Below are 11511 nucleotides of genomic sequence, written 5' to 3' on the forward strand. Positions count from 1 at the left end.
ACGGTGACGACGGTGTCGCGCGGCGGGGAGAGCAAGCCGCTGATGAAGCTGCGCGACGAGCGGGGCCACGAGGTGATGGTGACGGACACCCACCCCATGGTGACGGCGAAGCGTGGCCTGGTGCAGGCCGGCGAGCTGAAGGTGGGCGAGGCCGTGCTGACGAATTCCGGCCCGGCGAAGCTGGTGGCCGTGGCGCGCGTCCCCTACCAGGGCTCTGTCTACAACTTCGCGCTGGGCACCCCGGAGGAGCTGGCCAAGGCGGGCCCCGAGGCCCGGACGATGTTCGCCAACGGCTTCCTGGTGGGTGACAGCCTGTCGCAGCAGGCGCTGGACAAGGCCCACCGGGTGGACGCTCGCGCGGTGCTGACGAAGCTGCACGGCGCCTGGCACCAGGACTATCGCCTGTCCCTGGAGCGGCGCGAGGTGTCCCGCCGCTAGCGGGCCTGGCCCGAGTCGCCGTGGTTCTCGAAGGGCCGTCCCGTGGCAGCGGGGCGGCCCTTCCGCTTTGCGGGGCCGGAGTGGGGACGCCGCGTGGGTAATTCCCTTCTCCGCGTGGGCAATTCCTTTCCTGGAGAAAGGAAAGCCTCTCATGCGGAAAGCTGGAGAAAGGAAAGCCTCTCATGACGGAGGCTGGAGAAAGGAAAGGCGCTCCTGGGAGAGCAGGCATGGAGAGACATTCGCTCGCCTGGGTGCGCGCCCGACCCGTGCGGGACAGGGGATTGTCCGGCGTTCGCGGCGAGGGCGTGGGGTTTTCCCTGGAGGTGTCTGTGTTTGGACAGGTAGGGAAAAGCTTTTCTTGGCATGTCTTCACTTCTGGCTGGGCATCCCCAGTTTGTGTTTCGAGCCAGCAAGGAGCGCGACCCGGTCGCGCTCCTGAAGGTCCTCCTCCCGGTGCCTCGGGAGAGTCGTCCATCGTCTTCATCCCCAAGTAGAGGTGAGCCCCATGATTGTGTCGTCGACCGCTTCGCCCCGGCTGCGCTCCCGTCTCTTCACGGCCCTCGCGTGCCTGACCCTGTTGGGCACCGGGTGTGGTCAGCAGAAGGCCCCGTCGCAGCTCCAGGCCGCGGACAAGCAGGCCCTGGAGGCGGACTCGCTCCACATGGCCGGGCTCTACGCGCGGTGGAACCAGGAGGTCCGCGCGCAGGGGGGCTCTTCCCGCGCCGGCAAGAACCGGGAAATGCCCATCGACCTCGCCGATGACGCGCAGTACCGCTTCCTGAAGAACCGCCTGCTCGCCGCCGGCAACACCCCGGACAACTCGCCGCACCTCTTCAATCGCATCGAGAAGCTGCGCAAGGAGAAGAAGGCCGCCATCCCGGGCAAGATGGCTCGCAAGGACATGATCTCCTCCACCACCACGGTCGCGTCCGGTGGTGAGGGCAACCCGTGGTGCGGCCACCTGCTGCCGCTCGCGGACGTGCAGAGCTCCGAGAGCGACAAGGCGCGCTTCGAGACCTTCGGCATCGTCACCTGCTTCAACGGCTCGGACTACGCCTACGCCGACGTCACCGCCTTCGCCACCGACGCCACGCGCACGCAGTTCCGGGTGATCGGCACCCAGTCCTTCGAGGACTACGCGGGGGCGGTGCTGGAGACGCCGAAGCTCGACCTCAACCTGAAGGCCAACCCCGGCGAGACGCTCATCGTGGATTCGGTGGCCCTGGCCTTCAACGAGACCACGGGCGAGTCGCACCTGTCCTACGCCGTGTCCGAGTCCTCCCTGACGTCGCTGGGCATGCACCCGGAGGACCCCGACATCAACACCATCAACAGCCAGCACCCGCGGGAGCTGATCGGCTCGTACTACCAGGACAACCCCATCCGCTCCTGCCTGGAGCGCGGTGGCATCACCGGCTACCTGGACTGCGACTACGCCTCGGGCAGCGTGGACCCGAGCACGGGGCTCTTCAAGCCGTTCGCCAAGCCCTTCACGGGCGTGTCCGCGGTGGACCCCGATGCCGTCAAGTCGCCCTACAGCGAGTGGGTGGGCAGGCCGGAGAACTACTGGCCGGCCCCGGGCGGCACCTACGACATCACCCGCCTCTACCTTCCCATGCGCGGCGAGTACCGGGTCAAGGTGCCCCAGAACTGCATCGTGAACTCCATCGAGAGCGACGCGAGCATCATCCTGCTGGAGAAGGGCGGGCGTTGCACCGCGGGCAACGCCTCCGGCTCCCAGGTGCTCAACGGCAGCCTGCCCTTCCAGGCGCCGCGTCCGGACGGCACCTACCCCACGCACCAGGTGGTGCCGTACAACGGCCTGGTGGACTTCGGGCGTGACTGCCTGGACCACATGCAGAACGTGAAGCTCTACATGCGCGCCACGCTCAAGGGCTCCTGCTACAACATCGGCCTCAACGGCGACCTCACCAATGGGACGCCCTACACCCGCACGCGCTTCCACTCCATCCAGACCCTGGACTTCCGCAATGCCTGTCTGGCGGAGGGCACGAAGGTGACCAGGGCGGACGGCCAGTCGGTGACGGTGGACCAGGTGAAGGTGGGTGACAAGCTGCTGGCCAACGGCAAGGGGCTGGCGCTGACGGTGACGACGGTGTCGCGCGGCGGGGAGAGCAAGCCGCTGGTGAAGCTGCGCGACGACCAGGGCGGCGAGGTGATGGTGACGGACACCCACCCCATGCTGACGGCGAAGCGCGGCGCGGTGCAGGCCGGCGAGCTGAAGGCGGGCGACACCCTGCTGACCCGCACCGGCACCGCGACGCTGGTGGGCGTGGAGCGCGTGGCCTACTCCGGTGACGTGTTCAACTTCGCGCTGGGCACCCCGGAGGAGCTGGCCAAGGCGGGCCCCCAGGCCCGGACGCTGTACGCCAACGGCTACCTGGTGGGTGACAGCCACCTCCAGTCCGAGCTGGAGAAGCAGCGCTCGCTGGATGTTCGCGAGGTGCTCACCAGGCTGCACGGCGCCTGGCACGAGGACTTCCGCCGCAACCCGTCCTCGAAGAGCGCCCAGCGCTAGTCCGGCACTGAAGGGCTGAGGTTCCAGGGGGCCGTCCGGTTCACACCGGGCGGCCCTCTTCCTTTTTCAGGCCCTCGTGCGGCTCAGAAGGGCAGCCAGCTCGGCTTGTTGGCCTTCGGGTTCGTCAGCGTGTAGGCCAGCTGCGCCTGGAGGTCTCCGAAGGCCTGGTGGTCCAGGTACATCGCCTCGATGCGCTGCTTGCCCACCGGCAGCTCGATGCGCTTGCCCCCGTCCTTCGGGGTGACGAGCAGGTTGTCACCGCCCGCGTAGCTCACCTGGTACTGCTTGCCCTTGGCCTCCACCGGCACGTCGAACTGGAGGTTGGCCGGCACCTGCGACGAGAAGTTCGTCCCCTTGGAGCCCGGCACCCGCAGGTCGTCCAGGAAGTTGCGCAGGAAGTCGCGCGTCACCTGCCGCGACTGCCCGTCCAGCGCCGGGTCCACCTTCGGGTCGTAGCCGAACTTCAGCGTGCTGTCGCCCTTGCTCGGGTCGTTCAGGTCCCACGTGGGCAGCGTCAGCATGAACTGGTTCGCCTTGGGCTGCGTCCGGTCCATGTAGTCGTTGAAGTCCGATGCCGAGTCCTTCATCATCGTGTAGCCGTTGAGCGCGCTCCAGAGCACGTTCGTCGTGTCCAGATTGCCCCCGGGCAGCGGCTTCGTCGTGTCCTTGTGTGCCGCCGGGTGCCCCGTGGCGCGCGAGTAGAGCGAGGCGCCAATCGCCGGCAGGCCGTTCTTGTTGTAGCCCATGGGCAGGTTGTCCAGCGCGCCTCCGTCCGTCAGGTGCATCTGCCGGCCCGTCGTCGGGTCCACCACCTGCACCGGCTCGAAGACGCCCGGAATCGCCATCGAGGCCCGCACCGCCAGCGCCACCGGCGTGTCCGGCGTCGTCTCCTGGCTGAAGACGAAGATGCGGTCCTTCGCCGACGTCATCCCCTCCGGCCCCGCTCCGCTGTCGTACGCCTTGGCCGCCAGGATCTGCAGCGGCACCTTCAGGTCCGCGATCGTCACCGGCCGGGCGGTAATCCCCGACAGCCGGCGCAGCTCCTGGTCCACGAGGTCGAAGGCCTTCTGTCCGTTGAGGACGCCTCCGTCCTTCATGTCCAGGTCGGGGTCGTAGAGCTTGCTCAGCCGGGGGTCCTTGGCCAGGGCCTGGATCTCCGCGGGGCCCGCGCCCGTGGCCGCGAACGCCGCCGCGATGGAGCCCGCCGAGGTGCCGCTCAAGCTCGTGGGCACCACGCCCACGTCATACATCTCCGCGAGCATCGCCCCGTAGCGCTTGCCCTTGCCGCCGCCACCCTGGAGGCTCAAGTGCACACCCTGGGGCTCTCCGTCCTGCACCGGCATGCCCAGCTCGGCGCGCCGGGCCGCCACCGCGGCCTTGTACTCCGCGGGGGTGCTCACCGTGCGCGCCGTGGGGCCCTCGCCCAGCGTCAGCGTGCGCGGGCCCTTGCCGAAGACGAAGTCCAGGGGCGCCGGCGGCTTCGTCACCGGGGTGCCCGTGGGGAAGTGGCTCGCGTGCAGCTTGCCGCCCGGCAGTTCCTTGCCGGCGAACTGCGGATCTATCCACAGGGCGCCCGGCTTGGGCGCGGTGGTGCGCGTGTAGCCCGTGTCCGCCTTCAGCTTGCCCTCGGCGGCGTCCAGCGCCTTCTGCACCTCGGCGCGGCGAGGGTGGCTGGCGGGCAGCAGGTCCAGCTCCGCCGACAGCGCGCGCACCTTGCCCAGTGTCTCGCGGAAGTCCTGTGTCTGGGCCACGAGCTTCTTGCCCTGCTCGTCGCGAATCTTCGGCGGGATGACGTGCTCGAGCACCTTGCGCAGGTCGCCCAGGTCCACCTTCTTCAGGGCGTCGAGCGGAATCTTCAGCGGCTTGCCGTTGAGGGTGATGCCCTCCCACGGTCTGGCGCCGGGGGCCCGGCCCAGGTTCGGCAGCTTCGCCTCGAAGGTGTCCACCGCGCGGTTGACGTGCTGGGTGACGTTCTTCGCCGCGCTCTGGAGCGCGTGGCCGAGCTTCTCCAGGGGGCTGGAGGACGTCGCGGGCTTGGACGGAGCGAGCGCGTCCGGTGCACGCCGGGTGAGGGACGCGGTGGACGGGCTGGGCGGCTTCACGGACATGGTGGGACTCCTTCGCTCCATTATCCCCACATTCGTCCAAAAGTTGTGTGGGGGGGGCCCCCGGAGGGCGGCAAGGGGATTGCTAAGGCTCAAGGAGGAGCCCGGTCGGCTCCCCTTTTGGAGGTTGCCTGATGCGCCGCACGGTCGAGACCCAAGTCGCTGAGATGCCCGAGATCATCCTCTATCCCCGCGACACGGTGCTGCGCGCTCTTGAGGTGATGCACCGTTACGGCGTGCACCTGTTGCCAGTGGTGGATGAGCGACACGGCGAGGTGCTCGGGCATGTCACCGAGGAGGAGTTGGTCCGCATCTGGTACACGCTCCCGCTGGCCCGCATGTCTGAAATTCTGACTGCCCGCGCCGCCATGGCTTCGGAAGGAATTGCGGACGAGCGCCCCTCGCGCCTCGTCTTCGTCCCGAACGGGCAGGGCTCCCGCTCCAACTGGGTTCACTAGCGCGCGTCCGCCACCCGACGGATGGCGGCGACGATGTCCTCGGGAACCTCCTCGAGGAAGTGGCCCGCGGAAGTCTCGGTGACGCGCGCGCCCGGGAAGAGTTCCCGGTGATGGCGCAGCCCCCGGCCCAGGATGGGGTCCTTCACTCCCATACCAGCTCCACGGGTCCCCGGAAGCTCCGGGTGGTTGGGTACCATGCGCGCCAGCGCGAGCGGCGCCGCCCGGTCCACCACCCTCCTCAAAGCCCACGCGTAGGCCCCCGCCACGTCTCTTGAGCTGGACGAGGGGTCTCCCTGCGTGCCGTCCCAGCCACGTCCACCACCCGGTACGGCCCTCCCGCCAGGCCCGACAACACCTTCCTATAAAGGAAGGACCAGGTGGGGTTGCCGTGCAGCGGCAATACCGGCCGTCCCGTGCCCTCCTCCACGTCGTGCATCCGCCCGAAGCGGGTGGCGGCGAAGTGTGAGCGGTGGGGATGGAGGCGGGCGATGTAGGCCGGAAGTTCGCTCATGGGCGAATGGCGTAGCACTTCCGCCCGTGGTGAACATCCGCGCCCCCGCAAGTGCCGTCTTCTCGACGGCCTGCCCTCGGGTACGCGGCCAGATCGCTCCACGCTTGCCAGCCTGTACCCGGTCGCCCCCGCGCCAACCAGATGGGGGCTGAGGAGGCGTGGCATGAAGGCAGTGGCAATCATCCTCGCTGCGGGCGAGGCCAGGCGAATGGGTCACCCCAAGGCACTTCTCGAGCACGAGGGAGGAAAAAGTTTCCTCCAATCGCTCGCTTCGACGTTCGGCAAGGCGGGCTGCTCGATCATCGGCGTCATCGGCAAGGACGCCAACGCCGTGCGCGAGCAGCACCCCGCCATCCACCTGGTGGAGAACGATGGGTGGCAGGATGGGCAGCTCAGCTCGGTGAAGGCGGGCGTGGAGGCGGCGTTCGAGGACGGCGCGGACGTGGTGCTCATCCACCCCGTGGACATGCCCGCCCTGCGGGCCACCACCCTCAAGTCCCTCATCAAGTCGATGGGTGACTCGCTGGAGGGGCTGCGTCCCGAGTTCGAGGGGGCTCCCGGCTTCCCCATCGTCCTCTCGCGCGCCAGCGCCGAGCGGCTGCGGGACAAGGACGGTGGCGAGACGATGCTCGAGGGCGCCATCCGCGGCCTTCAGCTGCGCCGCATCCCCGTGAAGGACCCGGGCGTCGTGGTGAACATCAACACCCCGGAGACCTACGAGCGCCTGTTCGGCTCGGCTCCGAAGCTCGCGCCTCCGCCCAAGCGTCGGGGCAAGAAGTCCGAGGGCACCACCTCGGCTTCCATGGACGCGGCTCCCATGGAGGCGGCTTCCGAGGGGCTCTCCGGGTCTTGAGTTCCGGAGCGGCGCGAGACCCTCACCCCGTCCCTCCGTCAGGGGGGGAGGGGTGAGGGGCGCCGTCTAGAAGGCCAGGCCGATGCCCGCGTAGGGCCCGGCGAAGACGTCCTCGTGCGTCTCTCCGTCCACGAGGCCCCGGTCGTTCAGCAACAGCCAGCGCCAGCCACCGCGCAGCGTCAGCAGGCCCAGGTGCAGCCCGAGGCCCGCCTGTGCGTCGAGCTGCGCGTAGGGCACCGGGACGACCTGCGCCCGGCCCTCCAGGTCCAGTCCGCCGAACAGGCAGCGCTCGAAGGACATGCCGAGGCTCGGGCCCACGAAGGTCACGTCCGGCGCGTACGCCACCGCGAAGCCCGCCTCGGCCCTCAGTCGGCCCTGGTCGCTCGAATACAGCGCGTACGTCAGGTGTCCCGTGTAGAGCTGGATCTGGTCCGACCCCTCCGTCCCGTCATCCGTCGGCAGCGTGAGCGCCGTCCGCGCCCCGCCCACGCCCCACCTCTTGCCCTCCAGGCCCAGGTTCACCGCGAGCGCGGAGCCGCCCCCCATCGACTGCCCCTCGAGGCCGAGCCGCACCATGAGCGGGCCCCGCTCCCTCGGCTCGGCCCGCTGCTCGACGGAGGGCCTGTAGGCGTAGGGGTACGTCGGCGTGTCGTCGGAGACGACCACCACGCCGTGGGAGCCGCCGCTGTACGAGGAGCCGGAGTGGCTGTCCGACCCGCTGTCGCTGTCGTCGTCGCCGCTGGAGTCCACCGGCGTGGCTTCGTGCCGACGCTCCTTCTTCTCTTCCTTCTCCTCGCTGCTGGAGTCGGAGTTGGAGCGCTTGCCGAAGCGCGCCTCGGCCGTGCCGGAGGTGAGGAGCAGGCTGAACGTCAGGGCCGCGCACAGCAGAGGCCTGGGAGTGGGCACGACGGAGTCCTCCTGGGGAAGGAGCAGCGCAGGGGTAGGTGACGCAGCGCTCGGACGGTCGTCTGCCCTGTTTATTCAAGGTATCTCCCGTCACCTCGACGCGGGCTGTTTCTTCTCCAGGCGCTTGTCCGCGGGCATGAGCTGGAGCTCCAGTCCGCGGTTGCGCTCACGCGCCAGCGGTCCATCGTCCAGCACCACCGGGTGGTAGGGCCCATATCCCGCCGCCACCAGTCTGTCCGGGGACAGCTTCACCTTCTCCCCCAACAGGCGCACCGCCGTCACCGCGCGCGCCGCCGACAGCTCCCAGCTCGTCGGCGCGGGCGTCGTCTCCGGTGTCTCCGCCACCGCGTCCGTGTACGCCGCCACCTGCACCAGGTGTCCCTCCGCCCCCGTCAGCTTTCCTCCCACCCGCGCCAGCAGCTCCTCGCCTCCGGGCGTCAGCGTCGCCTTGCGCGGCTCGAAGAGGAGACGCTCCGCCAGCTCCACCCGCAGCCGGCCGTCCGCTTCCTCCAGGAAGGCCTCGCCCTTCGCCAACTCCTCCTTCAGCACTTGCTCCAACTCCGCGCGCACCGCCTCGCGCCGCGCGGTCTGCTCCCCGGTCCGTTTGCCGGGGGCCGCGCTCATGCCCTGGAGCCGTTGCTCCAACTGGCGCAGCCGTCGCGCCATGCTGTCCCGCAGCACCTGGAGCTCCGCCACACGCGCCTCGGACTCGCTGGCCTCCCGCTCCAGTTGCTCCACCCGCGCCAGCAGCGAGGAGATGGAGCGCCCGGCCAGCCACCCTCCGCCCAGCAACACCCCCACCGCCCCCGCGAGCAGCCACCACGGCAACCGCGCACCTCGGCGCTCCATCCCGGCCTCCCAGCGCTCACCTCGTTGGAGTTCCGAGGGTAGTCAGGGCGCGTGGGTAGGTCTCAAGGAGGAACGGATGGGGTGTGCGTGCACTGTTCAGCGCGGAGGCTCACTGCCGGGCACTGTGTCGAGGGGGAGGCGCAGGGTGAAGCGGCAGCCCTGGCCCGGTGTGCTCGCCACCGTCAGCTCACCGCCATGGGCGCGCGCTATCTGTCGCGCCACATACAGGCCCAGCCCCAGGCTGTGGCGCGAGTGCTTGCCCGAGGCCCGCTGGTAGGGCTCGAAGATGCGCGCCTGCGCCTCCGGGGAGATGCCCGGCCCGTGGTCCATCACCGAGAGCGCCACCCACCGCTCCTCTCGCTCCAGGCGCAGCTCCACCGGCAGGCCCGGGGCGTACTTCGCCGCGTTGGACAGCAGGTTCATCAGCACCTGCTCCACCCGCAGCCGGTCCACTCGCGCCACCACCGGTCCGGCCGTGTGCACCTCCGCGACGACTCCGGCCTCCGCCAGCTTGTCCTCGAAGCGCGTCACCAGCCAGTGCACCATCGCCGACAGCTCCACCTCCTCCGGCTCCAGATGGAGCTGCCCGGTGGAGATGCGCGACACGTCCAGCAGGTCGTTGACGAGCCGCTCCAGCCGCTCCGTCTGTCGCTGCGCCGTCACCAGGGACTGGTGCAACCGCTCGGGCGTGGGCGGGTGTCCCGTGTCCACCGAGCGCTGGAGCGCCGCCAGTTGCAGGCTCAGCGCGGACAGCGGCGTGCGCAGCTCGTGCGTGGCCATGGCCACGAAGTCGTCCCGTTCGCGCACCGCCTGCTCCGCCCGCCGGAAGAGGCGCGCGTTGTCCACCGCCAGTGCCGCGCGCCGGGCCAGGTCCTCCAGCAGGGTCAGGTCGTGCTTGGTGTAGCGGCGCAGCGGGTCCTGGCTCACCACCGTCAGCACCCCCAGCGAGCGCTCGCGGGCGATGAGCGGCACCACCATCACCGAGCGTGGCCTCAGGTGCTCCAGCACCCGCTGGTGCCTCGCGTCGATGGAGACCTCGTCCAGCATGACCTCGGTCACCTCGGGCACGAGCAGGGCCCGGCCCGACTCCAGCACCTGGAGGATGGGGGACTGGGGGTGGGAGACGGGCGAGGCGCGCAGGGCCTCCTCGAGCAGCGGCTGGGAGCCCGGCTCGCGCGCCACCGCCACCACCCGCGTCAGGCCCTGGCCGTCCTCCGTGCGCAGGTCCACCAGGCAGTAGTCCGCCAGGTGCTCGGCCACCATCCGCGCGGTGCTCTCCAGCGTGGTGCCCAGGTCCAGCGAGGTGGACATCCGCGTGGTGGCCTCGGCGAGGAAGCGCAGGTCAGCCTCCACCCGCTTGCGCTCGGTCTCGTCCAGCACGATGCCGCCCAGGCCCAGCGTCTCCCCCTCCACCTTCACCGGGAAGAAGGAGGCGCGCACCGGGCGCGGCGGCAGGCCAGCGCGCGGGGGCACCACGCCCTCCCAGCTCAACCGCGGCTCGCCGCTCTCCATCACCCCGCGCAGCAGGTGAGCGATGCGCTCGGACTCCTCCAGCTCCGGCAGCACCTCGTTCACGCGGCGTCCCAGGTGCGCCTCGCGCGGCTTGCCATTGATGGTGGCCAACACCGGGTTGACGTGGACGTAGCGCAGCTCGCGGTCGATGAAGCCCATGCCCACCGGCGAGGCGGAGAGGAAGGCCTCCAGCAGTGCCAGCGAGGTGTCGCGCGCCCTCAGCGCCCCCTGTGCCTCCCGGTAGAGCCGGGCATGCTCCACCACGAAGGCCGCGCGCCGGGCGAGCTCCTCCGCGTAGCCCAGCTCCCGCTCCGTGTAGCGGCGGCCCGGGGTGTAGAGGACGAAGTTGATGACGCCCAGCCGCCGCTCTCCCAGCGCCAGCGGCACCGCCATGCACGCGCGCGCCGCCAGCGCCTCCAGCAGTCGTCGGTGCTCCGGGTCGCGCGCGTGCACGTCCAGATGCTCGGGGGTGATGTCCTGGAGGAGCAGCGAGCGCCCCTCGGTGAACACGCGGGCCACGGGGCTCGTGCCGCCCACCTTCGGGGGGTAGCGCAGGGCCTCGCGCAGCAGCGCGTCGCGCGAGGGCTCCCGGGCGGCCACCGCCAGCCGGTGCAGCTCCCCGTCATCCCCCAGCACGTCGATGATGCAGCCCTCGGCGAGGTGGCGCGTGGCCAGCCGCGCCACCGCCTGCAACGTGCTCTCCCAGTCCAATGACTCCACCAGCAGGCGCGTGGCCTCGGCGAGGAAGGCCTCGGCGAGGAAGGCCTCGGCGTGCTCGGCCTGTCGGCGGGTGGTGATGTCCACGTGCACGGCCACCGCTCCGAGGATGGCGCCCTGGGCATCTCGCAGCGGGGTGGTGGAGTTGAGCAGCGTGCGCCGTGTCCCGTCGAAGGCGATGACGTCCACCTCCTCGTTCGCCACCGGCTGCCCGTCGCGCAGCGTGCGTGCCAGCGCCCACTCGTGCGGCTCCAGCCTCCGGTCGCTCCCCGGCCAGTAGCCCTCGAAGAAGCCGTAGTCCTCCAGTTCCACCCGAGGGGCTCGAGGGCCCCAGATGGACTCGGCCGTCGGGTTGGCCTCCACGAGCTGCCCCCGCGCGTCGACGATGGAGACGCCCACCGGCATCATCCGCAGCACCGCGCGCAGGTGCTCTCGCTCGGCCAGCAGCGCCGCGACCTCCGGAGCACCGGGAGTATTGGAATCAGGCATCCTGTGCGGACTTCCCCCCACACCATCACGCCCCAACCCCTGAAAGGTTGCAAGGCGGCCATTGGCGGATGCGTCCACTAGCCGGCGGCGGAGCCCACAAAAAGTAGAGGCGGCGCGTTCGGGGAGGGGTTCCG

9 protein-coding genes and 1 pseudogene are annotated in these 11511 nt (G+C 70.1%); 4 read left to right on the forward strand and 6 right to left on the reverse strand.

Annotated elements, in window-relative coordinates; translation table 11 throughout:
- Positions 1 to 438 (forward strand): annotated as a pseudogene (locus VF794_RS06020) (Hint domain-containing protein); the annotation flags it as partial.
- Between the two features lie 505 nt (positions 439 to 943).
- The gene (locus tag VF794_RS06025; protein ID WP_331108225.1) at positions 944 to 2977 is read left to right on the forward strand and encodes a Hint domain-containing protein; all 2034 of its coding nucleotides are present in this window, start codon (positions 944 to 946) and stop codon (positions 2975 to 2977) included.
- A gap of 83 nt (positions 2978 to 3060) precedes the next feature.
- Here VF794_RS06025 and VF794_RS06030 read toward each other — a convergent pair whose 3' ends face one another.
- Positions 3061 to 5085 carry a patatin-like phospholipase family protein gene (locus tag VF794_RS06030; protein WP_331108226.1) on the reverse strand — a complete coding sequence of 675 codons (2025 nt, stop codon included), beginning with the start codon at positions 5083 to 5085 and terminating at the stop codon, positions 3061 to 3063.
- Between the two features lie 131 nt (positions 5086 to 5216).
- On the opposite strand from VF794_RS06030, the gene VF794_RS06035 reads away from it, so the two are divergent.
- Positions 5217 to 5540 (forward strand): CBS domain-containing protein, encoded by a 324-nt coding sequence (locus VF794_RS06035; protein WP_331108227.1) that lies wholly within the window; start codon positions 5217 to 5219, stop codon positions 5538 to 5540.
- Here VF794_RS06035 and VF794_RS06040 read toward each other — a convergent pair.
- Positions 5537 to 5692 carry a hypothetical protein gene (locus VF794_RS06040; RefSeq protein ID WP_331108228.1) on the reverse strand — a complete coding sequence of 52 codons (156 nt, stop codon included), beginning with the start codon at positions 5690 to 5692 and terminating at the stop codon, positions 5537 to 5539. The two genes, VF794_RS06035 and VF794_RS06040, sit on opposite strands and share 4 nt — an antisense overlap.
- Before the next feature lie 86 nt (positions 5693 to 5778).
- On the reverse strand, positions 5779 to 6051 hold the full coding sequence (locus tag VF794_RS06045; protein ID WP_331108229.1) for a hypothetical protein: 273 nt from the start codon (positions 6049 to 6051) through the stop codon (positions 5779 to 5781).
- Positions 6052 to 6214: 163 nt separating this feature from the next.
- Here VF794_RS06045 and VF794_RS06050 point away from each other — a divergent pair, with 163 nt between their 5' ends.
- Positions 6215 to 6904: a nucleotidyltransferase family protein gene (locus VF794_RS06050; protein WP_331108230.1), complete on the forward strand. Its 690-nt coding sequence runs from the start codon at positions 6215 to 6217 to the stop codon at positions 6902 to 6904.
- Between the two features lie 66 nt (positions 6905 to 6970).
- On the opposite strand, the gene VF794_RS06055 is transcribed toward VF794_RS06050, so the two are convergent.
- The 3 genes from VF794_RS06055 to VF794_RS06065 form a co-directional block, all read right to left on the reverse strand.
- Positions 6971 to 7810, reverse strand: coding sequence for a hypothetical protein (locus VF794_RS06055; RefSeq protein ID WP_331108231.1), 840 nt, complete (start codon positions 7808 to 7810; stop codon positions 6971 to 6973).
- A 90-nt stretch (positions 7811 to 7900) separates the two neighbouring features.
- The gene (locus VF794_RS06060; protein WP_331108232.1) at positions 7901 to 8659 is read right to left on the reverse strand and encodes an OmpA/MotB family protein; all 759 of its coding nucleotides are present in this window, start codon (positions 8657 to 8659) and stop codon (positions 7901 to 7903) included.
- Between the two features lie 96 nt (positions 8660 to 8755).
- Positions 8756 to 11377, reverse strand: a complete 2622-nt coding sequence (locus VF794_RS06065) for a GAF domain-containing protein (RefSeq protein WP_331108233.1) — start codon at positions 11375 to 11377, stop codon at positions 8756 to 8758.
- Between the last annotated feature and the right edge of the window lie 134 nt (positions 11378 to 11511).

The sequence above is a fragment of the Archangium sp. genome, assembly GCF_036389735.1.
Classification (GTDB): Bacteria; Myxococcota; Myxococcia; order Myxococcales; family Myxococcaceae; genus Archangium.

Excerpts from the sequence above, each read along its gene's own strand:
- VF794_RS06050 (WP_331108230.1), top strand. The coding sequence starts at position 6,215 with ATGAAGGCAGTGGCAATCATCCTCGCTGCGGGCGAGGCCAGGCGAATG.
- VF794_RS06045 (WP_331108229.1), bottom strand. The coding sequence starts at position 6,051 with ATGAGCGAACTTCCGGCCTACATCGCCCGCCTCCATCCCCACCGCTCA.
- VF794_RS06025 (WP_331108225.1), top strand. The coding sequence starts at position 944 with ATGATTGTGTCGTCGACCGCTTCGCCCCGGCTGCGCTCCCGTCTCTTC.
- VF794_RS06060 (WP_331108232.1), bottom strand. The coding sequence starts at position 8,659 with ATGGAGCGCCGAGGTGCGCGGTTGCCGTGGTGGCTGCTCGCGGGGGCG.
- VF794_RS06040 (WP_331108228.1), bottom strand. The coding sequence starts at position 5,692 with ATGGGAGTGAAGGACCCCATCCTGGGCCGGGGGCTGCGCCATCACCGG.
- VF794_RS06035 (WP_331108227.1), top strand. The coding sequence starts at position 5,217 with ATGCGCCGCACGGTCGAGACCCAAGTCGCTGAGATGCCCGAGATCATC.
- VF794_RS06065 (WP_331108233.1), bottom strand. The coding sequence starts at position 11,377 with ATGCCTGATTCCAATACTCCCGGTGCTCCGGAGGTCGCGGCGCTGCTG.
- VF794_RS06030 (WP_331108226.1), bottom strand. The coding sequence starts at position 5,085 with ATGTCCGTGAAGCCGCCCAGCCCGTCCACCGCGTCCCTCACCCGGCGT.